This window comes from Actinomadura montaniterrae (genome assembly GCF_008923365.1).
Taxonomy (GTDB): Bacteria; Actinomycetota; Actinomycetes; order Streptosporangiales; family Streptosporangiaceae; genus Spirillospora; species Spirillospora montaniterrae.
On sequence record NZ_WBMR01000047.1, the window covers coordinates 1 to 24,348 of the forward strand.

27 protein-coding genes and 2 tRNA genes are annotated in these 24,348 nt (G+C 68.3%); 12 read left to right on the forward strand and 17 right to left on the reverse strand.

Going from position 1 to position 24,348, the window contains the following annotated elements:
- Together F9B16_RS18210 and F9B16_RS18215 are read right to left on the reverse strand one after the other, a co-directional pair.
- Positions 1 to 1,561: adenylate/guanylate cyclase domain-containing protein (locus F9B16_RS18210; RefSeq protein WP_151541283.1), on the reverse strand; the 1,561-nt coding region annotated here is incomplete at its 3' end.
- Between the two features lie 53 nt (positions 1,562 to 1,614).
- Positions 1,615 to 3,036, reverse strand: a complete 1,422-nt coding sequence (locus F9B16_RS18215; protein WP_225991729.1) for an amino acid permease — start codon at positions 3,034 to 3,036, stop codon at positions 1,615 to 1,617.
- A gap of 265 nt (positions 3,037 to 3,301) precedes the next feature.
- On the opposite strand from F9B16_RS18215, the gene F9B16_RS18220 reads away from it, so the two are divergent.
- Positions 3,302 to 3,379: transfer RNA gene (locus F9B16_RS18220), tRNA-Asp, on the forward strand.
- Positions 3,380 to 3,399: 20 nt separating this feature from the next.
- A tRNA-Phe gene (locus F9B16_RS18225) sits at positions 3,400 to 3,473 on the forward strand.
- A 78-nt stretch (positions 3,474 to 3,551) separates the two neighbouring features.
- Here F9B16_RS18225 and F9B16_RS18230 read toward each other — a convergent pair.
- A complete protein-coding gene (locus tag F9B16_RS18230) occupies positions 3,552 to 3,950 on the reverse strand; it encodes a hypothetical protein (protein WP_151541284.1) in 399 nt (132 codons plus the stop codon).
- 77 nt (positions 3,951 to 4,027) lie between these two features.
- Positions 4,028 to 4,759: a tyrosine-type recombinase/integrase gene (locus F9B16_RS18235; protein ID WP_151541285.1), complete on the reverse strand. Its 732-nt coding sequence runs from the start codon at positions 4,757 to 4,759 to the stop codon at positions 4,028 to 4,030.
- On the opposite strand from F9B16_RS18235, the gene F9B16_RS50930 reads away from it, so the two are divergent.
- A complete protein-coding gene (locus F9B16_RS50930; RefSeq protein WP_192808852.1) occupies positions 4,648 to 5,025 on the forward strand; it encodes a hypothetical protein in 378 nt (125 codons plus the stop codon). The genes F9B16_RS18235 and F9B16_RS50930 overlap by 112 nt on opposite strands.
- A 195-nt stretch (positions 5,026 to 5,220) precedes the next feature.
- The gene (locus F9B16_RS18240; protein WP_151541286.1) at positions 5,221 to 6,381 is read left to right on the forward strand and encodes a toll/interleukin-1 receptor domain-containing protein; all 1,161 of its coding nucleotides are present in this window, start codon (positions 5,221 to 5,223) and stop codon (positions 6,379 to 6,381) included.
- Positions 6,382 to 6,596: 215 nt separating this feature from the next.
- Here the strand turns inward: F9B16_RS18240 and F9B16_RS18245 are convergent, their stop codons facing one another.
- Positions 6,597 to 7,721 (reverse strand): NADAR family protein, encoded by a 1,125-nt coding sequence (locus F9B16_RS18245; RefSeq protein ID WP_151541287.1) that lies wholly within the window; start codon positions 7,719 to 7,721, stop codon positions 6,597 to 6,599.
- Between the two features lie 201 nt (positions 7,722 to 7,922).
- A complete protein-coding gene (locus F9B16_RS18250; RefSeq protein WP_151541288.1) occupies positions 7,923 to 8,252 on the reverse strand; it encodes a hypothetical protein in 330 nt (109 codons plus the stop codon).
- Positions 8,253 to 8,597: 345 nt separating this feature from the next.
- On the opposite strand from F9B16_RS18250, the gene F9B16_RS18255 reads away from it, so the two are divergent.
- The 3 genes from F9B16_RS18255 (at position 8,598) to F9B16_RS18265 (ending at position 9,959) form a co-directional block, all read left to right on the forward strand.
- Positions 8,598 to 8,990: a hypothetical protein gene (locus F9B16_RS18255; protein WP_151541289.1), complete on the forward strand. Its 393-nt coding sequence runs from the start codon at positions 8,598 to 8,600 to the stop codon at positions 8,988 to 8,990.
- 122 nt (positions 8,991 to 9,112) lie between these two features.
- Complete coding sequence (locus tag F9B16_RS18260) at positions 9,113 to 9,613, forward strand: protein-tyrosine phosphatase family protein (RefSeq protein WP_151541290.1); 501 nt, start codon at positions 9,113 to 9,115, stop codon at positions 9,611 to 9,613.
- Between the two features lie 97 nt (positions 9,614 to 9,710).
- Positions 9,711 to 9,959 carry a hypothetical protein gene (locus F9B16_RS18265; RefSeq protein ID WP_151541291.1) on the forward strand — a complete coding sequence of 83 codons (249 nt, stop codon included), beginning with the start codon at positions 9,711 to 9,713 and terminating at the stop codon, positions 9,957 to 9,959.
- A 170-nt stretch (positions 9,960 to 10,129) separates the two neighbouring features.
- Here the strand turns inward: F9B16_RS18265 and F9B16_RS18270 are convergent, their stop codons facing one another.
- The 5 genes from F9B16_RS18270 to F9B16_RS18290 form a co-directional block, all read right to left on the reverse strand.
- Complete coding sequence (locus F9B16_RS18270) at positions 10,130 to 11,293, reverse strand: FAD-dependent oxidoreductase (protein ID WP_151541292.1); 1,164 nt, start codon at positions 11,291 to 11,293, stop codon at positions 10,130 to 10,132.
- Positions 11,294 to 11,297: 4 nt separating this feature from the next.
- A complete protein-coding gene (locus tag F9B16_RS18275; RefSeq protein ID WP_151541293.1) occupies positions 11,298 to 11,483 on the reverse strand; it encodes a hypothetical protein in 186 nt (61 codons plus the stop codon).
- Positions 11,484 to 11,556: 73 nt separating this feature from the next.
- Positions 11,557 to 11,631, reverse strand: coding sequence for a sigma factor (locus F9B16_RS53625; RefSeq protein WP_151541332.1), 75 nt, complete (start codon positions 11,629 to 11,631; stop codon positions 11,557 to 11,559).
- 119 nt (positions 11,632 to 11,750) lie between these two features.
- Positions 11,751 to 12,182, reverse strand: coding sequence for a DUF6196 family protein (locus F9B16_RS18285; protein ID WP_192808849.1), 432 nt, complete (start codon positions 12,180 to 12,182; stop codon positions 11,751 to 11,753).
- A gap of 87 nt (positions 12,183 to 12,269) precedes the next feature.
- Positions 12,270 to 12,881: a TetR/AcrR family transcriptional regulator gene (locus F9B16_RS18290; protein ID WP_225991732.1), complete on the reverse strand. Its 612-nt coding sequence runs from the start codon at positions 12,879 to 12,881 to the stop codon at positions 12,270 to 12,272.
- A gap of 27 nt (positions 12,882 to 12,908) precedes the next feature.
- Between F9B16_RS18290 and F9B16_RS18295 the strand changes: the two genes are divergently transcribed.
- Positions 12,909 to 13,649 carry an SDR family oxidoreductase gene (locus F9B16_RS18295; protein WP_151541295.1) on the forward strand — a complete coding sequence of 247 codons (741 nt, stop codon included), beginning with the start codon at positions 12,909 to 12,911 and terminating at the stop codon, positions 13,647 to 13,649.
- Positions 13,650 to 13,678: 29 nt separating this feature from the next.
- Here the strand turns inward: F9B16_RS18295 and F9B16_RS18300 are convergent, their stop codons facing one another.
- The 3 genes from F9B16_RS18300 to F9B16_RS18310 all read right to left on the reverse strand — a co-directional run bounded on the left by F9B16_RS18300 (position 13,679) and on the right by F9B16_RS18310 (position 16,339).
- Positions 13,679 to 14,077 (reverse strand): VOC family protein, encoded by a 399-nt coding sequence (locus F9B16_RS18300; RefSeq protein WP_151541296.1) that lies wholly within the window; start codon positions 14,075 to 14,077, stop codon positions 13,679 to 13,681.
- A gap of 33 nt (positions 14,078 to 14,110) precedes the next feature.
- The gene (locus F9B16_RS18305) at positions 14,111 to 14,752 is read right to left on the reverse strand and encodes a hypothetical protein (RefSeq protein WP_151541297.1); all 642 of its coding nucleotides are present in this window, start codon (positions 14,750 to 14,752) and stop codon (positions 14,111 to 14,113) included.
- Between the two features lie 177 nt (positions 14,753 to 14,929).
- Entirely contained in the window at positions 14,930 to 16,339 is a 1,410-nt protein-coding gene (locus F9B16_RS18310; RefSeq protein ID WP_151541298.1) for a glycoside hydrolase, read from the reverse strand.
- Between the two features lie 397 nt (positions 16,340 to 16,736).
- On the opposite strand from F9B16_RS18310, the gene F9B16_RS18315 reads away from it, so the two are divergent.
- On the forward strand, positions 16,737 to 17,651 hold the full coding sequence (locus F9B16_RS18315; RefSeq protein ID WP_151541299.1) for an AAA family ATPase: 915 nt from the start codon (positions 16,737 to 16,739) through the stop codon (positions 17,649 to 17,651).
- Here the strand turns inward: F9B16_RS18315 and F9B16_RS18320 are convergent.
- Together F9B16_RS18320 and F9B16_RS18325 are read right to left on the reverse strand one after the other, a co-directional pair.
- Positions 17,598 to 19,385, reverse strand: a complete 1,788-nt coding sequence (locus F9B16_RS18320; protein WP_151541300.1) for a hypothetical protein — start codon at positions 19,383 to 19,385, stop codon at positions 17,598 to 17,600. The genes F9B16_RS18315 and F9B16_RS18320 overlap by 54 nt on opposite strands.
- 105 nt (positions 19,386 to 19,490) lie before the next feature.
- A complete protein-coding gene (locus F9B16_RS18325) occupies positions 19,491 to 20,111 on the reverse strand; it encodes a TetR/AcrR family transcriptional regulator (protein WP_151541301.1) in 621 nt (206 codons plus the stop codon).
- Positions 20,112 to 20,223: 112 nt separating this feature from the next.
- Between F9B16_RS18325 and F9B16_RS18330 the strand changes: the two genes are divergently transcribed.
- The 3 genes from F9B16_RS18330 to F9B16_RS18340 all read left to right on the forward strand — a co-directional run bounded on the left by F9B16_RS18330 (position 20,224) and on the right by F9B16_RS18340 (position 22,422).
- The gene (locus F9B16_RS18330) at positions 20,224 to 20,865 is read left to right on the forward strand and encodes a CatB-related O-acetyltransferase (RefSeq protein WP_151541302.1); all 642 of its coding nucleotides are present in this window, start codon (positions 20,224 to 20,226) and stop codon (positions 20,863 to 20,865) included.
- Positions 20,866 to 20,912: 47 nt separating this feature from the next.
- Positions 20,913 to 21,602, forward strand: a complete 690-nt coding sequence (locus F9B16_RS18335) for a class I SAM-dependent methyltransferase (RefSeq protein ID WP_225991733.1) — start codon at positions 20,913 to 20,915, stop codon at positions 21,600 to 21,602.
- Between the two features lie 64 nt (positions 21,603 to 21,666).
- Positions 21,667 to 22,422, forward strand: a complete 756-nt coding sequence (locus F9B16_RS18340; RefSeq protein ID WP_151541304.1) for a DUF6928 family protein — start codon at positions 21,667 to 21,669, stop codon at positions 22,420 to 22,422.
- A 26-nt stretch (positions 22,423 to 22,448) separates the two neighbouring features.
- On the opposite strand, the gene F9B16_RS18345 is transcribed toward F9B16_RS18340, so the two are convergent.
- The gene (locus F9B16_RS18345) at positions 22,449 to 24,260 is read right to left on the reverse strand and encodes an alkyl/aryl-sulfatase (protein WP_151541305.1); all 1,812 of its coding nucleotides are present in this window, start codon (positions 24,258 to 24,260) and stop codon (positions 22,449 to 22,451) included.
- Positions 24,261 to 24,348: the final 88 nt, after the last annotated feature.

Consider the following 24,348-nt stretch of genomic DNA (forward strand, 5'->3'; position numbering starts at 1 on the left):
CGTCCGGCGCCGGCGCCGGACCCGGCACCACCGGCGCCCGCGGCGGCCTCGGCGCGCCCAGCCGGGTCGGCCGGCTCCGCCCCCGCAGCGTCACCGACCTGCCGAACTCCCACTCGTCCGCCTCCGCGAGATGCGCCAGCTCCAGCACCGTCCCGGACGCCAGCACCCGTCCCGGCGAGGCCTTCGCGAGGTCGCTCAGCCGCGCCGCCTCGTTCACCGGATCGCCGATCACCGTGTACTCGAACCGCTGCTCCGCGCCGATGTAGCCGGCCACCACCGGGCCCGCCGACACGCCGATCCCCGCGTCCAGCACCGGCACCTCCGCGCGCAGCCGCACCGCCAGCTCCCGCGCCGCGCCGAGCGCCCCGCCCGCCGAGTCCTCCAGCTCCGTCGGCGCCCCGAAGATCGCCAGCGCCGCGTCCCCCTCGAACTTGTTGATCCACCCGCCGTGCCGCGCCACCACCGCCACCACCACGCCGAAGAACCGGTTCAGCAGCCCGACCACCTCGTCCGGGCCCCGCGTGTCCGCCAGCCGCGTCGACCCCGTCAGGTCGACGAACAGCACCGCCACCTCGCGCGTCTCGCCGCCCAGCTCGATGTCGCCGCGCTCCAGGGCCAGCCCCGCGACCTCCTCGCCGACGTGCCGGCCGAACAGGTCCCGCAGCCGCGCGTTCTCCCGCAGCCCCGCCACCATGTGGTTGAAGCCCGCCTGCAGCTGCCCGACCTCGCTCGCGTCGTACACCGCCACCTCGGCGCCGAGGTCGCCCCGCTCCACCTGCGCCATCCCCGTCCGGACGGACTTGATCGGGTCCGCGATGGCGCGCGTCGCCATGTACGTCACGTACACCCCGACGGCCAGCGCCGCGCCGCCCAGCCCCAGGATCGTGATCGCGAGCTGGGTGACGTCGATGTCCGGCGCCGCGAGCGCCGCCACCGCCACGCAGATCAGGCCGAACACCGGGATCGCCGTGCCGAGCGCCCACGCGAGCATCACCCGCGTCGTCACGCCCGGCAGCCGGAACCTGCGCGGCCGCTCCGCCGCCAGCACCAGCGCCGCCGCCGGACGCAGCAGCCGCTCCGACAGCAGGTACACGATCGTGCAGGTCGTCGCCGCGCCGAGCAGGCACGTCAGGCCCGTCTTCACCGCGAGCCGGCCCGTGAACAGCACCACGTCCAGCCCCGCCCAGCCCGCCGCGCCGACCCCCCACAGCGCGCCGACCAGGACCGTCAGCCGCAACGGCCCTAACAGGACCGCGCGTCCCTGCACCCGGTCCGGCATCCCGCCGCCCCGCACCAGGCTCACCACCGGACGCCACAACCACAGCCCCGCGACGAGCGCGATCGGCCCCGCCACCACCGGATAGCCGAAGAACGCCACCGCGTTCACCAGGTGCACGTGCTCCGGATCCCGCAGCGGCGGGTCCGGCACCACGAACGTCGCGAACAGCAGCACCACCAGGCCGCCGACGATGTTCGCGACCACCACCACGACCGCGAGCACCCACCGGACCCGCACCTCGAGCATCGTCCGGGGCACCCCGGGGAGAAGTCCGCGCGCCATCGCCCTGGACACCTGTGCGCCTCCGTCCCCGAGGTCCCACGGAAATCATCGCACTAGGCGGTGGTGCTCTCCTCGGCGATCGCGGCGTCCGCCGGCGCCTCCCGCTGCGAGCTCCGCCACACCAGCGGCCAGCCCGCGAGGACCAGCACGAGCCACCCCGCCATCACGTACAGCGCGACCCGCGTGTCCGCCTCCCACGCGATCGTCACCGTGACGAACGCGAAGAAGGCCAGCACCAGCCAGTTCGTGTACGGCGCCCACGGCATCCGGTACGGCGCCTTGGGCAGCAGCCCCGCCGCCGCCTTGCGCCGGTACGCCATGTGCGCCACCAGGATGACGCTCCACACCAGGATCGCGCCACCCGTCGACACCGACGTGATGTACTCGAACGCCTTGTCCGGCACGACCGCGTTGATCACCACGCCGACGCCCATGACGAGCGCCGAGATGACGACGGTGAGCACCGGCACGCCGCGCCCGTTCAACCGCCCGAGCGCCTGCGGCCCGTCCCCGTTGACACCGGCCGTCCGCAGCATCCGCGACGTCGAGTACAGCCCGCCCGCGTTGCACGACGACAGCGCCGCCGTCAGCACCACGAAGTTGACGATGTCCCCGCCGCCCGGAATGCCGATCCTGTCGAACGCCAGCACGAACGGGCTCGCCCCGCCCTTGAACGCCGTCCACGGCACCACCGCCATGATCACCAGCAGCGACACCAGGTAGAACAGCGCGAACCGCACCGGCAGCGCGTTGATCGCCCGCGGGATGTTCTTCTCCGGGTCCTTCGCCTCGCTCGCGGTCACCCCCACCAGCTCGACGCCCAGATACGCGAACATCACCATCTGCAGCGTCATCAGCGTCGGGCTGATCCCCTCGGGGAAGAACCCGCCCTGATCCCAGAGGTTCGACACGCCCGCCGTCTTCCCGGCGTCGCTGAACCCGAAGACCAGCACCCCGATCCCCACCAGGATCATCATCACGATCGCCGCGACCTTGATCATCGCGAACCAGAACTCCAGCTCGCCGAAGAGCTTCACCGAGATCAGGTTGACCACGAACAGCACCACCAGCGCCACCAGCGCCGTCTGCCACTGCTCGACGCCCGGGAACCACTTCTGGACGTACTTCCCGGCGGCCGTCAACTCGGCCATCCCGGTCGTCACCCAGATGATCCAGTACGTCCACGTCGTGGCGTACCCCCAGAACGGGCCCAGGAACTCTCGGGCGTATCCGGCGAAACCCCCCTCCGCGTGCCGGTAGGTGAGCAGCTCACCGAGCGCCCTCATGACGAAGAACAGCATCAAACCCGCGACGGCGTACGTCAGCACGAGACTCGGGCCGGCCTTGGCGATGTTCTCCCCGGCGCCGAGGAACAGCCCCGTACCGATGGTGCCGCCGATGGCCAGCATCTGGATCTGGCGGGTTCCGAGCCCGCGCTGATAGCCGTCCGCTTGGTCTGGGAGCTTTGCGACCACGCGTTCTTTCCAGCCTCTCACGTCTACGGCCGCCCCTCCTGGGACGGCTCTGGCCCGGCCAGACTAGGAACCGTCCCCCCGAATGCGGAAACTCACCCCCGCATCCGCCCGATGACGCTCCGTGTCCCCCGTCCTCCCCCATCCCGCCCGCGGTTAACGAGTTGGCGCCGCCCTCGGGAGTCGCGTATGCTCTCGGACGTCGCCAAAGACCGGCAGCCCGCCGGTCAGGCCACCGCCCCGAAGCCGCTAAGCTCGAGGCAAGCAAGGTCCTGTGGAGCAGTTAGGAGTGCTCGCCACCCTGTCAAGGTGGAGGCCGCGGGTTCAAATCCCGTCAGGACCGCCAGACGCGCCGACGCGCGTCCTGGGCAGGTAGCTCAGTCGGTACGAGCGTCCGCCTGAAAAGCGGAAGGTCGGCGGTTCGACCCCGCCCCTGCCCACCTCTCTGAGCAGCACAAAGGCCCGGAACCAGTCTCGGTTCCGGGCCTTTTGACGGCAACCCTGACGGCAACGTCCGCTCATGACGGCTTCCATCGCCCCAGCGGCCGACCGCTCTCGATGAAGTCCCGGTACTCATCGAACAGGACTCCCTGATTCACCCACCGCCCGCGGTCGGCGCCCAGCTCCCGCTCGGCCAGCTCGATGGCGGCTTCTGACGACTCGGTCTCACCCACGGTCCTAGCACCGTCCTGATCCTCATCCGCAGCGTAGAAGGCGGGGAACTCATCGACCGGGAGCCACTCGCACTCTTCGACGATGTAGAGCCGCACGACGAACCCCCGGAAGCGCTTCACCGGCGAGATGGAGCACCACCGGAGGCCCCGTCGCCCCTCGTCCTCGAAGGCGCTAATGAGTTGCTCTATCTCCCGACCTCGCCGAAGAGCACCGGCAGCGTAGGTGTTCGTCAGGTACCGCACGGGGTCACCCTACGGAGCTTCCCTCATGCAAAGAGGCCCAGACGGTGGTCTGGGCCTCTTTGAGCAGCGAGCGGACGTCAGCCGAGGGCATCCCCCAGCTTCCGGAGCGCTGCCCGCTTGTCGTCGAGGGACGTGTGCGCGTAGATCGTCATGGTCACCTCGATGTCGCTGTGCCCGACGATGTCGCGGACGACGTTGGGTGCGATGCCCAGGTGGAGCAGCAGCGAGACGCAGGTGTGGCGCATGTCGTGGAAGCGCATGCCCTCCAGGCCGGCGGCCGCGCGGACGCGGCCCCAGGAGCGGCGAAGGTTGTCCGGCTCCATGGGCGTGCCGCGTCGGGACGGGAAGACGAGGCCGTAGTCCTCCCAGTCGTCCCAAGCGTCCGAGCGTTCGGCCGTCTGCCTCACCTTGTGCTCGCACAGAGCGGTGATGCAGACGGGAGGCAGCGGGATGGTTCGCTCAGAGTCGTCGGTCTTGGGGCGGACAAACCGCAGCGCTCCCCCGACCCGTTGGAGCGTCTGCGCGACTTCCAGCGTGGCGCTCTCGACCCCGCTACCCGCGCAGGTCTGGCACTCGGCGCGATCCGTTCCGCCGGCTGCGCGGCGCCGCCAACTGGCTCCGGGAGCTGTACAAGGCGGGGTCCAACATGGTTCTGATCTTCGATGCGGCGACGGACTAGAGCCCCGAGACGCGGGCGTTGCTGCGCTCGAAGCTGGCGGGCCGCAACGAGGTGACGGACGCGATGATCGCGTCCCTGGCGGATCATCTGAACGTGTCGGTCCGCGAGGCACAGGCTGTCTACCGCGCACTGGCCGCCCCCGGCGTCTATCGCGAGCTCGTCAACGACTCGGGCTGGACGGCCGACGAATTCGAACGCTGGGTCGGCGACGCGCTGGAACGGCAACTGCTCGGCAGCCGCCGAGGCAGAGACCCATCCGGACAATGCGCCACAGGCCCGGGCGGTCTCCGGCCACAGGAAGCCGGGCACCGCGCCCAGAAGGTCATTAAAGGAAGTCAAACCTGCGGCACCGCGCCCGCATCAGGCGCAAGACCGGACCGACCACACGCGGCATGAGCGGATGGTACGAGTCCCGTCAACAGCCAAGTCCTGGTCCCTTACCCACGCGGTGCAGCAGCCCACCCTGACGGAACGCCCCGTCAGTGAGCGCCTCGCAGGTCGCCTGCGCTGATGTCCCGGCATGGGGCTAGCGTGACGCCCAATCCATGGTTAGCGTCCACTTGAGCCGCTCGCCCACCCGAGGAGCATCTAGTGGCCAAATATGACGCTCTACGAGACCACCTTATCGCGCGCCGTGACGATGAGATTTCCGTGATAATGGGCTTCGGCGAGATCGAGGCTCTCGTGGGATCGCTCCCGCAGTCGGCGTGGACACACAGGGCTTGGTGGGCGAATGATTCCAAGGTCCAGGCGCAAGCGTGGCGGTCTGCCGGCTGGCGCGTCGAATCGGTGGACCAGAGCACCGAACAGGTGGTGTTTGCCCGTAGCCTCGTGGGCGATGCCCTAGGAAACAGAAGAAGCATTGAGGCTAGTTCCAATCAAGGCCCCGGAAGGACGGAGCGCCGGCATCGGATCTCCGCAGCGGAGTTGACTAATGCGCCTGTCGCCGAGCGACAGCCACGTATACGCGTGTTCCTCTGTCATGCCTCACAGGACAAGCAAGCGACTCGTAACCTTTACGAACTGCTCACCGGTGCCGGCTACGACGTATGGTTCGACGAACGAAATCTCCTTCCCGGTCAAGACTGGGAGTATGAGATCCGTGCGGCAGTGAAGAGATCCGACGCCGTCATCGCAGTAATCTCTCGACATTCTGTAAACAAAGTCGGCTTCATTCAACGCGAATTGCGTCTGGTATTAGATGCCGCGGACGAACGCCCGGAGGGCGTGATCTTTCTGATACCGTTACGACTTGACGATACACCGGTTCCCGCACGCCTGGCCAAGTGGCAATGGCTGGATGCCACCGGCCCCGCCTGGCTCGACCGGCTTGTGGATGCATTGGGTACGGTCGAATCCTTCGCCAGTTCCGACAATCCTGATTCTGTCCCTGGCTCCGGCGACAGCCCCGTCGCCGTTGACTTCCTTGGCCTAGAGTTCAACCCAGAAGTTCTGAGTCCCGGCCAGACCATGCAATTGAGCTACCGGGTTCGACTGCTGTCTGAGCGGACACTTCCCGTCACCCTGGGTGCGAGCCTGCTTGGCAGGAACGGTGATGAGTACTTCGATGCGCTTAGAGATCGCGAGGTGCAGCTCGCGCCCGATACGGCGGTCTACCGTCGTCATCTTCAGCTCCCGTTGGCGGTACCCGCAGGCACATATAGGCTTGTAGGAGCCGTCTGGTGGCGTCGAGTAGGACAGCGCCGTCTTGCCACGCTCGACCGAGGCTTCGTCGTGAGTGTTGTGCCGTAATAGCACCACCGGCTCATACACAACAATCGAAGCACCTTGGTGCGTTCAAGCAAGCTTCCAATTCATACAATCGCGCGAATGCAAATCAGCCGCAAGAACAGCGGCATGACGGCAAGACACGCTTACTGCTCTGAGCCCAGCATGATCGCGCAATAGCCTGCGACACGGGATTGCTCTTCTAAGGGCACAAGGAGATCCGTTCCCGCTTATGGTGGCTATTCGCGTGGCTGGAGGAGTTCAGCCCGGACCAGTTCGAGCAGTCGACCGACCCAGTTGCGTCCTTCGTGGGGACCACGATCGGTCCAGAATGGTGACTCGGAGACGCCGGTGTAGCTGATCCGTGCGTCTGCGGTGGACAGCAAGATCTCAGCCCTTTCTGGGTGCTGGGTGAACTTAGCGCGCAGCAGATCAGCCATCGCAGCAGTCCGGGCCGTAGCCCAGTCCGGCCGCAACGTGCACCGACCGCCGGCCTCGTGGGCCTCGCGGACCGTGGCCGCGTCCCGGATGCGGTCGTGATCCGAACGGGCAGCGACGGCGCTCGCCCAATACCCATGGATGATCGTGGGGTAGGTCTGGCCGGCATAGGTGAACGGAGCCGGAAACTCGTTGCGGAGTACCCCCAGATCCAAATGTTCCGGCGGCTCGACGGGCGGATTGAGTCGCTCATGCAAAGTGATCGCCGCCGCACAGGCCTGCACTGGATCGTCGGCATACAGGACGTCCCGGCGCTCACGCTCACGCTGCGCGCCTTGAGCACCGGCGTTGAAGTACTCCAGAACCTCGGAATGCATCTGCTCGGTGGCAACCGGCCCGTCTCCGCCAACCGGTTCCCCGATATCGGTGACCAACTGCCGCAGCGGGATGTCCTGCCGGTCCATGTCGCCCAGCACGAACACCCGCCGGTGCGCCGGAATCGCCAAGTACGCCTCGCGGATGCGCAGGCGATTGTCCTCGGCGGGATCGGACTGGTACCGCCTGATCGCCTCCCAACACCGGTCCGAGGTGGTCGGCCGACCGTTCAACGCTTCGATCTCGTCAGCGACCTCGCCCAGGAAACCCTGGTTCGTCAACGGCTCTGGATACCGGGCCGACCACCGCGGCGTCGGTGCAGGCCGCTCAGGCACCGGCCGCTCAGGATCACGAAGAGCGATCTTTCCGGACCCGAGCCTCTGCCGCAATCCATGCAGGTCGAACGCCTCCCCGCAGCTGAGCAAACCGTCAGCGTAGACGAACAGATCGTCCACGTAGTAGCCGGAATGGCCCTTGACCCAGACATGGCACCACACCCCGCCGACCCGCTCTCCATCCACGAGCCGATAGGTCGGCCTCTTCCACACCATCCACGCAAGCTAACCCTCGATCAGTACCGCGACAAACGCACGCGCTCATCAGCAGAAGAGGACGTTCCCTGGCGGTGTCCTCCGATGGCGACCGATGAGGGGCGTCGACTGGTAAGGATGAGGTGTCATGTATGGCTTGAGGCCGGATGTCGGGTGGTTGCGCTGGTCGTGAGATGGGGCCGGAGAATCGTGCAGCGGCGGTTAGCCCTGTTCGGGGGACGAAGATTCGCTTTCGTTACGGCGCTCCCGGTGCATGCGCGCCAGCGTTACCGCTCCGCCGCCGACGCCGATGAGGAGAGCCACGCCAGCGATCCAGAAGGCAGGGGTTCCGGGCTCGACGCCGGTAGCCGAGGCAAGGGCGACCGCCAGGGCCCACGTGGCAAAGGCGGGTACGACCAACGCTGCGGCACGCCGATCACCCTGGCGTCGCCACCTGTAGAACATCACCATCATTCCGCCGGCACCTAGGAAGAAGGCGATTCCCTGCAGGGCAACGGACCAACTTCCTCCAGAGATCACGAAGACCGCCACAGCACAGCTGATAACCATTAAGGCGATCTGGGCGGTTACGGCATTCGACCTGGACAGCAATCTGCACCTCACGACGGGAAGAGAGATCACGCCCCATCTTCGGGCGGCTTGGCTTTTGATGCCTCATATGGCCGAAGGTGGCCGACGGGGGGACGGCAACGCCGGAGGTGGAGGGCGCGTGCCCACGGTGAGCCGGGCTGCGGGCACGGCCCGTTTGGTTGGGCGGGCTTCGGTGTTCTCGTCGTCGAGGCTGCGGTCTCGGGCTCCGGTGAAGGTACGACCTGAGTAGACAGGAAGATCAGGCGGGTGGGGGCGGATGGTCGCGTACGAGCGTCAGATCCGTGCGTGCTGGAAGATGTCCCGATCCCCGGAGGAATCCACGTGCGGCTCCGCTTCGATGGCCTGTACGCCGAGCAAGGCCAGGCGTACACCTCGTTCCTGCGCTTCTTCCCCACAGGCGAGGGCATGGCCGCCTCGGTCGAGCATGATCTGCCGTTGGAGGAAACCGTCGTGTCGGTGGCCGCTTGGCTGCTCCCCGAACATCCCTATGCGTCCCGCGGTCCGTACTCGGTGGAGGACAACGTTCTGTCGTTCGACGCGACGTCCCGGGAAGGGTTGGTCGAATATCTCGGCGTCATCGCGCCGCATGGCATGGAGTTGTGCCTGCACTCGCACAGCCACATCAACGGCCACAGGGCCTACGGCGTCTACCGGTACCAGCGCCTTCCCAGCTCGTGAGCACGAAGGGGGCCTGTCGTCTTCCGCTATACCGGACGGGCCGTTCTGGTTGTAGCGTGAGGGCGTGTTTGGTTGATCTTGCCCGGGGCTAGGGTCCGGGCGGCGCCGGCGGGAGCGAGGCCATGCGGACCAAGGGTCGAGGAGCGCCCGATGCGGAGGCGCCCTGGAATGAGATCGTCCCGTTGCTGTGGATGGGCGGCCACTACTACCGGAATTCGATGGGGAATCGGGCGCCGGCCATCGTGCGTGACGAGTTCGATCTAGTGATCAGCTTGTACACGCGAGAGGGGCATGGTCCAAGCGGCGGCGTCGCCCACCAGTGTGTGGACGTTCCCGATGGGCCGCTGACCGCTGAGCAGATCGCGGCGATCTGTCGCGCTGCCGAGTCGGCGGTGGAGGCGGTTGAGCAGGGCAGGCGTGTGCTGGTCCGCTGTCATTCCGGCTACAACCGGTCCGGTCTCGTCATTGCCCATGCCCTCACGCTTTCGGGTTACAGCACCGATGACGCGATCTTTCTGGTCCGTTACCGCCGATCAAAGTGGGCGCTGAACAATTCCTTGTTCGTGGACTACCTGAACACCGGGCTCGACGTGGCGCGCTTGCTGACCGGGCTCGAAGCCTGATCCGAACCCCGGTTCTCAGATGAGCATTGGACGCCGTCGCCTTGTTCTCAGATCATTCGGGTTTCGGTGCTGCGCTCCCTTGGCTACCTTCGGAGGCATGGACGAGGCGGAGGCGAGTGGGAAGGTCTGGCGGGAGCAGGTGCGTCGGCGAGTGACCGCAGAGCAGGACCGGGACGCCTTGGCCCGTCTCATCGAATACGACGCCGACCCGTTCGAGGTTGAACTGTACGAGCTGGCGGCCGACCCGCGGACGCTCGTCATCGACCGCGCCCAGCGGCGGAATGCCGGGCAGCATGAGCGGCATGTTCGGCGGTTGAGCCAGCGAGGTCGGCGGGCCGCTTCGTGAGCCCGCACTACAGGTGCATGGCGGGCGCCGTCCGACCTCGGTCGGTGGTTCGCCCTCGGCCGAAGATATTCTCGGAGCCGCCGGGGCGTTTTTGTTGATGGCGGCCGTACCGATGCAGAACTCGGGCGTGGGGCGGTGGCGCAGTTATCGGGACGATTTTAAATGGACTTTCACGCTCGTCGTCCCGGGAGCGAGTTGGTGGCCAAGCGGGCGGCGGCGAGGGCGCTGTTGATGGAGACTTCAGCCAGGAGGCCGGGTGCGGCGACAGCGTCGCCGGCCAGGTAGATGTGGTCGCCGCGGTCGATCGCCGGGCGGTCTCGCCAGGTCGTGCCGGGCAGGTCGAGGGCGCCGGTGCGGTTGGCAGCGATCTGGTCGCGGCGCCAGGTGAGGCGGTGGCGCCACAGCGGGGCGCACAAGTCGTAGAGGGCTTCGAGACGCGTCAGGCCGGCGGCCTTGGATTCACCGGCCCGCAATGGCATCGCCCCCTGCAGGAGCGTTCGGCCGGGCGGAGCGAGGCTCGGGTCCTGTGCGCTGAACCGTTCGACGAAACCGCCTTCTTGGAGATCGAAGGTGACGCATTGGTCTCTGCGAGAACGGCGCAGGGCGAGGTCCAGGAGGACGCATCGTCCCGACTCCCAGCGCAGGGTCTCGTCGGTCAGGAGAGCGCGGGCGGCGTCGAGGCCGGTCGCCACGATCACCGGGCCGGTTCCGGGAATCTGATCGATTCGTGAACCGGTTTCGATCCGTACGCCGAGGCGGCGGGCACGGGCTGCCATACGGTCGACCAGCGCGCCCCAGCCTCCGGCGGGGTAGCGAGTGATGGGCTGGCGGAACGAGGCCGCCCTCAGCAGGCGTTCGAAGGCGAAGGCGGCCGAGAGCCGGCCGGGGTCGGCCTCGAACAGGACGGGACCGAGCATCCCCGCTGCGGCATGGTAGGCGCGCGACCCGAATTGCGAGGTCGCCCAGTCGCGGAAGGAGCGGTCGATCGGGGCGCGGCGACGGCGGCCGAAGGTGAGCATGCGGATCAGGTCGGCGGGAGGGAGTGGCTTGAGCCCGCCGCGGTCGCGGAAGCGGATCCTCACCAATTGGGCGGCGCTCAGCCGGACGGCGGGATGTGCGAGTCCCTGCGCGACAAGCCAGCGCCAGGCCGTGCCGTCCTTGTAGAAGGCGTGGATACCGTCGTTGGCGATGTAAGGGGCGGGAGTGGAGCGGGCCCTGCCACCGAGGTTCTGATGGGCTTCGTGCAAGACCACGCCCGCGCCCTTTTCGGCGCAGGTGATGGCGGCGGTCAGACCTGCCAGGCCACCGCCGATGACGGTGATGGTGGGTTTCATGCCGTCAAGGACGCAGCGCCGGTCCGTCCTGTGACATGACGGACCGGCCTCCGGCGGTGACGACGATCGCGGGGCCCGCATTGGCGTTGACCAGCCGGGCGATCGGGTCCGCCTTGAAGCGTGGCCGCCGCCGGACGAACACCGTCCGCTCCAATGGCGACAGCGTTTCCAGCACCACCAGCAGCGCCAACGACACCGAATTCATGGCGCAGGACGTTCTCGGCGGGATCGCCGCCGAGAGTATCGGGCGCGGCAGTTTTCGACTACCGCGGCCACGTTTCCTGCACTACGTCCTCGGCGTCACCGACCCTGCTCAGCACCCGATAGGCCTTGCCCATCAAGAGGTCCCGATGGGCAAGGAAGACGTCTTCCCGCGTTACGCGTCCAGCTCGGCCTGAACACTTCCGGCTGATCACTTGGCTTCCCAGGCGCCGTCCGGGCACTCGGTTTGGTGCAGTCAGGGGGCTCGTAGCTTCTCTACTACCGTGACGGCCTGGTCGAGCAGATCTATGGGGCAGCCCCAGTAGTCATAGATGCCGCCGCGGGCGCGGTTGCTGCCGCAGACGACGAAGACGCCGGTGCCCAGTTCGGCCTTGAGGTGGGTGGCGAGCCAGCCGACGAAACCGCTGTTGTCCATCTGGTCGGCGAAGTGGAAAGAGAAGATTCCGAAGCGTTCGATGCCGTCGCCCTTCTGGAACGGGACCAGGCGGCTCCAGCTCTCCTGGTCGCGGACGACCGCGAGCGTCTCGGGAGTGAGCGCCGGCGGACGGTCGGCCGGAGACTCCTCAAAACACCAGACGCCGTCATGCACGACGAGTTCCGCCTGGGCGATGACACTGCGTAGCCGTTGTTCCGTCTGTTCCGCGGTCTCCATACTCACACTGACCATCAGTGACGCTCCTCGATCCGTGAAGCCGTGATCCGACGCAGGAATCAGCGCGCTTACCGTCTCGCCTATTTCGCGTTCCGCGACGGGCTAGGTGTCGCGTTGGATTGGGCTGCGGAGGCCGTTGATGAGGATCGACAGGAGTCGCGGTCCTCGGGCGTCGAGTTCGGCGTCGTCCAGGCGCGACAGCCAGCTGATGAGGACGATGACGTCGCGGGCCTCGGCGTCCGGGCGGACGCTGCCGGACGAGCGGCCGGCGGCCAGCAGCAGTTCCACCGCCTCGCCGATCGGGCCGAGGCTGTGGGCGGCGAGGTCCTGCCACGTCGCCGCCTCGATGGCGGCGAACACGTCGCGCTTGACGCGGGCGTAGGCGGCCACCCGGTCGAACCACGCCGCGAGCGCGTCCAGCGGCCGAAGGGCCGCCAGCAGGCGCGGGGCCTCGGCGACCAGTTCTTCCACTTCGTGGCGGTAGACCTCGGCGAGGAGGTCCTCGCGTGTCGGGAAGTGGCGGTACAGGGTGCCCTGTCCGATGCCGCAGGCCTTCGCGACCGCGTTGAGCTTCAACTCTCCCGGCTCGTGGACGAGGTCGCGCGCCGCCTGGAGGATCCGCTCGCGGTTGCGCTGCGCGTCCGCGCGCCGCGTCCCGCCGCCTCTGACAGAACCGGACATGTGTCCGCTAGGCTCGTCGGTGTAACCGGACATGTGTCCTATTCTAGGCGGAGGTTCTGCATGACCATCCAAGGCAAGGTCGTCGCGATCACCGGAGCCAGCAGCGGGATCGGTGAGGCGACGGCCCGCCACCTGGCCTCGCTCGGCGCGGCCGTCGTCCTCGGCGCCCGCCGCACCGACCGGCTGGACCGGCTCGTCGGCGAGATCGAGGCCTCCGGCGGCGAGGCGGCAGCCACGCGCGTGGACGTCACCGAACCCGGCGACCTCCGGTCGCTCGTCGCCCTCGCCGTCGAGCGCTTCGGCAAGCTGGACGTCCTGGTGGGCAACGCCGGGGTCAGCAGGATCGGCCCCGTCGCCGACCTGGACGTCGACGGCTGGTCGGCGATGGTCGACGTGAACGTCAAGGGGATCCTGCACGGGATCGCCGCAGCCCTGCCGGTGTTCCGCCGCCAGGGCACCGGTCACCTCGTCACGGTCGTCTCGACGTCCGGGCTGAAGATCGTCCCCACGCAGGCGGTGTACGCGGGGACGAAGAACGCGGTGCGCACCCTCCTGGAGGGCCTGCGGCAGGAGAGCACGGACGGGGTGCTGCGGACGACATCGATCTCCCCCGGCTACGTCCGGACAGAGCTCATCGACAACGCGGTCGACGATCCGGCCGTGCGCGAGCAGGCCAGGCGGAACATGGCCGACCTCGGCATCGACCCGGCGGCGGTGGCGCGGGCGATCGCGTTCGCCATCGACCAGCCCGAGGACGTCGAGATCGGCGACCTGACCATCCGTCCGACGCGCCAGGGCTGAGCGGCCGCGATGAGCGTCCGCGATGGGGGTCAGGCGTCGGCTTCGATGGCGAAGGTGTTGCCGTCCGGGTCCTGGAACCAGGCGATGCGGCCGCCGCCGGCGCGCGGGGTGATCCCCCGGTCGTCGTGTTCGAACTGGTCGTAGCGGACGAATTCGACGCCGGACGAGGCCAGTTCGTCAACGATCCGGTCGATGTCGTCGACGTACCACGTCGCCAGCGTCGCGTCGGTCTTTCCGGCGGTGACGGACTGGTACACGTTCAGCGCCGGGCCGCCGCCGGACGCATAGACGCGGCTGCCGCCGACGATTCCGGCACTGGGGCCGGACCCCAGAGCCTGCAGGCCCAGCTTTCCCTCGTAGAACTCGACGGCCTTCTGAATGTCGGAGACGGCGATGGAAGTCCTGAGGTGATACGCGCTCAAGGGCATGAACCACTCTCTCACACGCGGCCGGCTTCGCCCTTACCGCGGGCACCTGCGGGGAAGGCGGACTTTTCCGGGGGTGTGCTTGAAGGTGTTCATCACGAGCCATTCGTCCAGTTCCGGATCGAAAAGGTTCTGGACGCCGAACTGGAGCACCTGCCAGAACGTCCCCCGATCGCGCTGGTCGACGTAGACGTCGCCGAGGGCGAGCGGAATGCGGAGGTGCTTGCCGGGAGGCAGTTGCGGCACGACGACACCGACCCTCCAGTGGTTCACGTGGCGTCGTGGGTTTCGCTGCAGCGTCTCCCGTCCGACGAAGCGTGCCGTGCCGAGCTTCTGGTTCAGGGTGTCCAGGGTGAATCCGGGAATGCGGGAGCAGCGGTGGTCGTCGAGGCCGGGCCATTTGTAGGTCAGCGTGTAGAGCGAGCCATGGTAGATGAGGTTGGTGAACCAGATCGGGTAGCGGGGGCCTCCAGCGATCATCTGGCTGTCGCCGTTCCGTCCCGTCCAGGTGAACGGCACCGTGATACCCAGGTCCCGGACGATCCATTTGCCTTTTCCGTGAAAGTTCCGCGGGAGCTTCGGCGGTAGCGGCCTGGACTTGCCGGCGGTTCCGGGCTGCCGCGCCGTGCCGATCCGGGCTGCGGCGACGGCGGGAGACAGCGCCAATAGGGCGAGCATTCCGGCGACTGTTCCCGACATTGCCGCTCGACGTGTCCGACTCACGGTTCTCCCCGGATGCTGCGTCGCGCGCCGTCGCGGCGCAGCATCCTCACGCAGCGATGCATTTGCACCGTCCCCCGCCCCAGAGACGACGAAAACCACAGGCAGGTCATGAAGTGTTCTTGCAAGGGATGCTCACAGGCCGTCGACCTCGATGGTCGTGACCGTGTTCGCCTCGTGGACCACCGTGAGCAGGCCGTCCCGGGAATCGGCGTCGGCGCAACGGGTGTACCGGCGCGCGCCGGGGGCGTCGGACGCGTCGGTCACCCACATGCGGGCCGCGTTCCTGTCCCTGGTCAGCGGCCTCAGGTCGTAGTTGACGGTTCGTTTCCGGCCGTCGTTCACGGTGACCAACGCCAGCCGCCGGGCGGACGGGTCGTGGGCGGCAACGGTGTTCGCGTGCCCGGACCTCAGGATTCGCATTCCCGGCCTGATATGGCGAGTGTATTGGGCGAGGACGTGATACTTCGTGTTGACGCCGCCCACTTGCCCTTTCAGCGTTCCGGGGGCTCCGCCGTTCGGATTCGGGGTCCGGTCGTCGTACTCGCCGTCCAGCAGCCCCCAGTCGAGCGCCTCCACCGGCTGCCAGCAGACCCAGCCAGTCGGCTGGAGATACCGGATGTCGCGGCTGATGCTCAGCGCCATCGCCATTCCGTCGGGCTGCCCTTCCGAGTACTCCGACTGCCATATCGGAAGCTCTTCGCCGACCGCTTCGCGGAGCCTTGTGCGGCTGCCGCCTTTCTCGTCGGGCTCGTACGCGTGCACGTTGACGCGGCCGACGAGCCGTCTGGTGCCGTCGGTGAACTTCTGCCAGGTATCGACCGCGTCCGCGTAACGGCATTCGTCGGACGCGGCGATTAGGACGTCGTCCAAGCCGTGCTCGTCCAGCGCGCGGCGCAGGCACGCGATGACAGCCTCCTGCGCCCCGAGCGTGAAATGGCACCCTTCCTGGTTCTGCCGCGCGTGCCAGCCGTCCAGCGACGGCTCGTTGAACGGCTCGACCGATGAGAAGCGGATGCCCCACTCGTCGCGGGCACGCCCGGCCACCGTCGCGATGAAGCGCGCGAACGCATCCTGATACTGGAATTCCAGGTTGTCCTGCTCACCTTGCTCCGCGCCGGACGGATTGCCGTTGACCGTCATCCACCACGGCGGTGAGACCGCGAACATCTCGAAGGTGTCGGCGCCGGCGTCGCGGGCCTTCACCAGCATGTTCCGCTGGTTCGCGTCCGCACGCCAGTTCCACTCTTCGCCGTCGTGGTACGTCTCGATCTGCTTGCGCCTAACGATGGCGGGCGACTCGACCATGGCCGACCCGTCCGTCCAGGTGCAGGCTCCGAGGTTGTAGCGCACGATGTTCAGTCCCAGCCCGGGAAGCTCGATCGCGCGACCGGAACTCTCCACCCTGACCGTTTCCAGGCCGAACAGGGCTGCCGCCAGATCGTCACGCGCACCCAGCTCGGTGTTCGCCCACCACGACAGGCAGGTCCCCCACCCGTCCCAGATGTATGCGCCTTCCGGATCGATGACCCGTTCATCGGACATATCCACGCCTTCGCTCGTCCGTCCCCACCCGGGATCTGTTCGGACGACCAGCCGCTATCCAACGCTTTTCAGAACTTTGCCCGATCAATTTCCTAAAAAGGCTTCTTCTTTATGCGGCGCAGGGCGCACTGACAGGAAGGTGGCCCGAGGCTCAGCACCCCGCGGACACGCTTGATGCAGTGAAGCGCTCGGGCAGCAGGTCTGGAGAACAGGGCGCGCAAGCGGCGTTCGCCGGCTGAGAGCCGCTGAGCGAGTGCGGCAACCCGCTCGCCCGTGGTGGACAGCGACTCGACGGCCTCGCGGAGCAGCGGGTCGCGCTCGTCTGCGCGGCCGGTGCAGGCCAGCGTGGAGTTCACGGGGCCATGGACGGCAGCGAATAGAGGCGTATCTTCCGCCTATGGCGCAACTTTTCCTCGGAATCGTGGTCATCGTCGCCGGGATCATGGTCCTCGCCGAGCTGTTCTGGGACAAGCGCAGGCGCGCCGACGCCGCGCGTGAACTCGCCGATCTGCGGGACCTGGTCGGGCGGAAGGCCGACGCCGCAAAAATCGACGGTCATCTCACGGCCGTCCGTAAAGGGCTCGACGACGAGGTCGGCGCGATTCGCGGCGAAGTGGCGTCCACCCGCGATCTGAGCGCGGCGGATTCGCAGAGGATCGCCGCCGAGTTGCATGACGAATTCGAGCGATCGCGGCAGGAGACGCAACGTCGGTTCAGTGAAGTGGCGGACGGGCTGGAGGCCCTGCGAGACGGGTTCACCACCGCGATCGGACGATCGCACAACGAGGCCCAGGGCCGGCTGGATCAGGTGACCCGCAAACTCGACGCGCTCGCGCAGCGGGTGAGCCGGAACCACGACCACGCGCAAGCGGAGTTGGCCGGTCTCAATGAGCGCCTAGTGCGAATAGAGCAGGCGCAAGAGAAGCAGGCCGGCAGGCTGGCGAACCTCGAACGGGAGTCCTGGGGAGCGGTTCGCGGCGCGATCGATTGCACGGACGCCGATGTCGGCATCGCGGTGCAGGACGTGTTGTTCCATCTGGCCGGTGCCGCCGGTCTGCGCCTGGTGAGCAGCCGCGTCCTGAGCGCTGCACCGTTGAAAGCGCGCCACTGGTTCGCCGGAATAGACGAGGAAGAACTGGCGGACTGGCTCGGGCACGCTGTGCAGGCAGAGGCGCCGGAGGTCGAGGCCCTGCTCGAGGCCGTCAAGACGATGGAGTCCGGGCTCGTCACGCTCGGCCCGATGACGCTGCGAGGGATCCTAGGCGAGTGGCGGTACGACATCCGTGGTCAGTACGCCTATGTTCTTGCATGACGGTTCATGGGTCCGCAGATCGACGTCGATATAGACGGCCAGGCCGAGCACGCGGTCGTACAGGATGACGACGCCGATACGACGAAGCCACTGTGCCGACGTCCTCATGCTCTTCGGCCTCCGAGTGTCGAAGAGGCGCCGGTGCAACGCCTGGCGGGCCAGGTTCAGCCCGTATACGGCGAGGTCGTGCCCGTGGAGGTTGCGAATGTCCGCGTAGACGACCACGACGAGGAATTCCGCCAGGTCCAGTCCCACGACGGCGTCCGGCCGGACCTCGGAGACGAAAGCGGATTCCGCAGCGGCGCCCGGCTCGGGCGGCCCCTGATCCGGACGGCCGGGAATCGGAAGATGCGGTCGTTCAGACCACGGCTCCCGGAATTCGCCAAAGGTCTCGGGCCGCGTCTCGACGGTGTTCGCTGGTTCGGCGGCAGGCGCCCCAGGAGTCGGGGCTTCGCCGGGCCCATACCAGCGCGCCGTGCCCCCTGGACGCTCGACTTCCGGCACGGCGGGTTTCGCCCGGCGAGGAGGTTCGGTGGCGTTCCGCCATTCGCCGGTTTTCACAGATATCGCGATCGCGCCGACGTCGGGAACGGTAGCGTCGGCTCGGCTCTTGCCGGTAGTCGGTGTGCCTTCAGGTCCGATGGACGGAAGGTCGCCGAACGCCACGTCAAACCGCAATCTGAGGCCGCGTCCGGAATCCGCGAGCGTCACGCCGAGGTCGTCGCCGATCGGAATGGTGATCCGGACGGGTCCGTCGCCGGTCAGCGCCTCACCGGTCTCCCAGATCGTCTTCAGATACCGCGCCGTGGCGCCCGCGCCGGGCGCGATGCCGTCCATGGCGTACGTGATGGCACGGAACATGATCGCCGACTTGGCGCGCTCGACGAAGCCGGGAGCGCCTTCCCCATCCGGAGCCGGCTCCGAAGCCGGATCCGGAGCCAACTCCGGAGCCAGGTCGGACGGGGGGCGGCGATCGGCCTCCGCGTCGTCTGCGGACCGCCCGAAGGACTCCAGGACGGCGTCCTTGCGCTCCCTGGTGGCCTTTTCAGGCGCCTCCCGGGAACGACGTTCCTCATCGGCCGCCTTCTGGTAGCAGTCGTTCAACTCGCTGAAAGGATCAGCGACCGTTTCAACGCCGGACCCTTCGCACCCATCTCCAGCGAGCTTCGCTCGTCCCCGATCGAACGCCTCCTTCACTTCCGCCTCGTCCTCGCGAAGCCGCTCCGGCTCGTCCCGCCGGCTCAGCGCCTCGAGCTGCGACTGCTCCTGGGCGTCGAGCGCATCGGAGGCTTCCTTCTTGAAAAGCCTCAGGGATTCGGCTCTCTCCTCGCGCCTGGCCATCTGCAGATCGGCGTCTCGCCGCGCGCACTGCTCCGCCCGCTCCTCGAACGATGAGGACGGGCCCCCTTCCGGCGATCCGGGTACCTCCCACGCGGCGACCTCCCGGGAGAAAGCGGCCTTGAGGTCCCGGAGCTCTGCGGCGTCCTGATCCTCACCCTCCGCTTCCGCCCTGGACACCGGTTCCCCGAACTCCGCCACCACGTCATCACACGCGTCCTGCGCGTCACGTGCCACGCGAGCCAATTCCTCCGCGCGTACCGCGTCAGCCAATGACCTTTCTTCCACCTCCTGTTCCGCCACATTGTCGGCCCCACGGGGCGCGGGAATCTCCGCGGCCTTCGGCTTGGGAAGGCGTTCCGGCTCGGAGAACTCAGAGAACCGCGGGAGATCCATGCAGCCAATATGCGCCTTCGACGCGGCGGATCACGCACGGCAGCGGACGCCGACCGATTTCGGCCGTGCGCGCCAGCGCGCGGTGCTCGCCACCAGGACGGGTGGTCAGGGGGTGGTGAAGGCGCCGGCGGTGGCGGCCAGGGCGGCGGTTCGGGCGGCGTGGTCGGGGAGGTCCGGGTCGGGGGGCGTGCGGAGGAGGACCAGGTGGTGGTACAGGGGGGCGGTCGCGGTGATCAGGAGCCGGCGGGCGTGGGTGTCCGGGGGGATCTCGCCGCGGCGGACGGCCCGGGCGACGACGATCTCGCAGCGGGCGTAGCGGTCCTCCCAGAGCCGCCGCTGGGCGCGTTCGGCCTTCTCGGAGCGGAACGAGGCGGCGATCAGCGCCGCCATGACCGGCGGCCGCGCGGTCATGGCGTCCTGGATCTCGCGGTTCAGCCCGGCCAGGTCGCGTTCCAGGGAGCCGGTGTCGGGGGGCTGCCACGCGTCGTCGGACGCGGCGTCCAGGACGTCGGCGAGCAGGCCGCCGACGTCGCCCCAGCGCCGGTACACGGTGGCGCGGTGGACGCCGGCGCGGGCCGCGACGGCCTCCATGGTGAGGGCGTCGTAGCCGTGCTCGCCGAGCTCCGCGAGGACGGCTTCGTGGACCTGCGCGCGGACGCGGGCGGTGCGGCCGCCGGGGCGGCGGCGCGGAGGCGGCGCGGGCTCGGCGTCTGCCGGTGGAGTCATCGGTGGTGCTCCGGTTGCTCGGTGGGACGGCGTCGTGCCAGTATCTTAATGCGTCGATCGTCGCATTAATTCGGGCGACGGCGCGTCGCGCCCGCGAAGGAGACGATCGCGCATGCCGCCCGTGCCCGCCGACCCGACCGTGCTGCACCCGATTCCCGGGCAGCCGCGCGTCGTGCTGCTGAAACCGCTGGTCACGTCGCCGCTGATCGAGGTCGGCGAGTTCAGCTACTACGACGACCCGGACGACCCGACCGCCTTCGAGACCCGCAACGTGCTCTACCACTACGGGCCGGAAAGGCTCGTCATCGGGAAATTCTGCGCGCTCGGCACGGGCGTGCGGTTCCTCATGAACGGCGCGAACCACCGCATGGACGGCCCGTCGACGTTCCCGTTCCCGATCATGGGCGGGTCGTGGGCCGAGCACGCCGACCTCATCACCGGACTGCCCGGACGCGGCGACACCGTGATCGGCAACGACGTCTGGATCGGCTACCGGTCGCTGGTGATGCCGGGCGTCCGCATCGGGCACGGCGCGGTCATCGCGTCCGGGTCCGTGGTCATCGACGACGTCCCCGACTACGGCATCGCCGGCGGCGACCCGGCCAGGCTCCTCCGCCGCCGCTACAGCGACGCCGACATCGCCCGCCTCCTCGCCCTGGCCTGGTGGGACTGGCCGCTGCGGCACATCACCGACCACGTCCGCACGATCATGTCCGGCGGCGTCGACGAGCTGGAGGCCGCGGCGCCCCGATGACCCGCCGCGAGTAGCCTTGGGCGGTGTTCTCGTCTCAGGGGCCGTCGTTGCGGGAGCTGGCGGTGCAGGCGCTGTCCTCGGTCGAGCGCGGGTACGACCTGCTCGCGCCGAAGTTCGACCACACGCCCTTCCGGACGCCCGACGGCGTTCTCGACGCGACCGCCGACGCGCTGCGTCCGCTCGGGCCGTTCGGGCGGGGACTGGACGTGTGCTGCGGCACCGGCGCGGGAATGCGAACGCTCGCGGCCGTTTGCCAGGGGCGGATAGCCGGAGTCGACTTCAGCTCCGGAATGCTCGCGCAGGCGCGCGAAGCGCATCCGGACGCCGAACTGGTCCGGGCCGACGTGCGAGACCTTTCCTTCGGTGCGGAATTCGATCTGGCCGTGACGTTCGGGGCGCTCGGCCATCTGCTGCCCTCCGAGCGGCCCGCGGTTTTCGCGGGCGTGCATCGGGCGCTCCGCCCCGGCGGTCTCTTCGCCTTTCCGATCGGCGGTCCGCCGCCCGTCACGTCGGTGCTGTATTGGGCGCTGCTGGGCTTCGACGCGGTCATGCGCGTCCGGAACGCGGTCTGGCGTCCGCCGTTCGTCATGTACTACCGCACCTGCCCGCTGGGCGCGGTCCGCGACGACCTGGCGACGGCCGGATTCGACGTGACGACCGTCCCCCTGACGGCTCTGGGCCGCCGCCCCGACGGCGCCCCGCGCTTCCGCCTCGTCCTGGCAAGAAAGCCCGCCTGAAACCCGCGGCTGTCACAGTCGGCCGATACTCTCCCGCCGTCACGGAATGGACGAGGGAGTGGGCATGGGAGCCAAGACCGGGCTGCTGGTTTACGCGGACGGTGATGTCGGCGAGATCCTTCGTGCGGCTCCCGAACCGGATCCGGAGGCGACCGCGGCGCTGCTCGACCGGCTGTATCCCGGGTGGGCGGTGCAGGAGGACGAACCGTCCACGCTCGGCGACGGCTGCTACCCGCCCTACGGGACGACCTACGCCACGCGGCTCCCGGGGCTCGACATCATCTGCGATCAGCGGGTCATGCTCGACGAACCGTCGCGGCTCCCCGCCCATCTGGTCGAGGCGAGCGCGGGGCGGAGGCTGATCCTGCACGCGATGCACAGTGTCGTCGACTGGCTGGCCTTCGCGGTGTGGGAGGACGGGCGGCTGGTCCGTTCGCTGAGCCTGTCCCCCGACGACGGGATCGTCGAGAACATCGGTGAGCCGTTCCCGTTCGAGGCGCCCTTCTGGGCCGGGGAGCATCCGGTCCCGGACGAGCCCGAATGGTCGGAGGAGCCTTACCCGCTGCCGTTCCATCCTCTGGAGCTCGGCGAGGAGGTATTGCGCGGGCTGTTGGGGTTCGTTCTGGAAGGCGAGATCCTGCCGGACGACGCCGATCCGCAGGAGGTCGGGCTTCTCGGGTTCCGGCTCACCGATCCTTCGGATCCGGACGAGGTCGCCAGACATGAGGCGGAGATCGCCGAAGCCGTCAGCAGGATGGGGCCGCCGAGGCTCTTCACCTATGGCGCCGACGGCTCGCTGGTCGAGATCCCCGCGGAGTAATGGGGGGCCTCAGAGCTGGTCCGTGGTCAGGGGGTTGTTATGGGGAAGTTCGGGACGGGGTCGTCCATGAGGGCCAGGAGGCGGCGGAGGGCGGAGGTGTCGCCGGTGAGGTCGACGCCTTCGGTGGTGTCGCCCTTGACCAGGGCGAACAGGGCCGGTCTGGTGAGGGTCAGGGTCAGGTCGGCGGGGGCTGGCGCGCTGTCGGTGCGGCGGTGGGTGAGGGCGCCGTTGGACAGCGTCATGCGGTGGCGGTCGCCGGAGTCGGTGAAATGCCAGTCGATGGTCAGGTGCTCGTCCCACGCCTTCGGGCCGTTCACGCGGATCGCCATCGAGTCGAAGACCTGCTCGGCGGTCAGTCCCGCCGTCATGCCGCCGGAAATGCTCGTCGGGACCGGTTTGATGCCCTCCCGCAGTTCCATCGCACCGGTCAGGTAGAAGTTGCGCCAGATGCCGTTCTCGGCGCCCTCGCCGAGGCGCTGGAAAACGTCGGCGAGGCCGGCCTTCGCGTCGGCGTTGCCGGGGTCGGCGAAGACGACGTGGTCGAACAGCGTCGCCGCGAACCGCAGGTCGCCCTGGGCGGCGTAGTCGCGGGCCATCGCCATCGTCTTCGAGGCGCCGCCCATGCATTCGACGTACCGGCGGGACGCCTCGACGGGCGGGTGTTCCCACAGGTGCGCGGGATTGCCGTCGAACCAGCCCATGTAGCGCTGGTAAATGGCTTTGACGTTGTGGCTGACCGAGCCGTAGTAGCCGCGCGCGTGCCAGGCGTTGGCGAGGGCGGGCGGCAGCTCCATCATTTCGGCGATCTCGATGCCGGTATGGCCCTGGTTGAGGAGCCGGAGCGTCTGGTCGTGCAGGTAGGCGTAGAGGTCGCGCTGCTGGGACAGGAACGCGACAATCTCGTCGCGGCCCCAGGTCGGCCAGTGGTGGGACGCGAACGCCACGTCGGTGCAGTCCGCGTACAGGTCGATGGCCTCGTCCAGGTACTGGGCCCAGACGCGGGCGTCGCGCACGAGCGCGCCCCGCAGCGTCAGGATGTTGTGCAGATTGTGGGTGGCGTTCTCCGCGAGGCACAGAGCGCGCCGGTCGGGGAAATGGAAGTTCATTTCGGCGGGCGCTTCGGTGCCGGGGGTGAGCTGGAAGACGATCCGCACCCCGTCGAGGACCTCCGCCTGCCCGGTCCGGGTGATGTCCTTGGTCGGGGGGACGAGCGTCACCCGTCCGGACGAGGCGGTCTGCCCGAGGCCGGTGCCGATCATCCCGTCCGGGCCTTTCGGCAGCAGGACGCCCGTGTGGTAGACGCCGCGGCGGCCCATCGCGGTGCCCGCGTAGACGTTCTCGGCGACGGCGTGCTCCAGGAATCCGGCCGGGGCGAGGATCGGCACCGTCTCGGGGTTGCCGGGCGGGATGACGCCTTCGGCGCCGCCGAAGTGGTCGACGTGGGAGTGGGTGTAGACGAGGCCGCTGACGGGCCGGTCGCCGCGGTGCTCGCGGTAGAGCGCCAGCGCGGCGGCGGCCGTCTCGGCGGAGACGAGCGGGTCGATGACGATCACGCCGCGGTCGCCCTCGACCAGCGTCATGTTCGACAGGTCCAGGCCCCGGACCTGGTAGATCCCGTCGGTGACCTCGAACAGGCCCTGGATGGCGCACAGTTGCGACTGCCGCCAGAGGGACGGGTTCGCCGACTCCGGGCAGGGGGCGTCGAGGAACGCGTAGGCGTCGGCGTCCCAGACGACGCGGCCGCCGGCGTCCCGCACGGCCCCGGGCGACAGCGACGCCACCTTGCCGCGCGCGGCGTTCTCGAAATCGGTCCGGTCATCGAACGCGGGTCCGTCCATGGCACGGGTATGTCCCACCGCAAACCGCACCAAAATCCCTGCTGCGCAAAGAGTCGCCATAAGGGCACGTCAGCTTTCGGGCACGTTT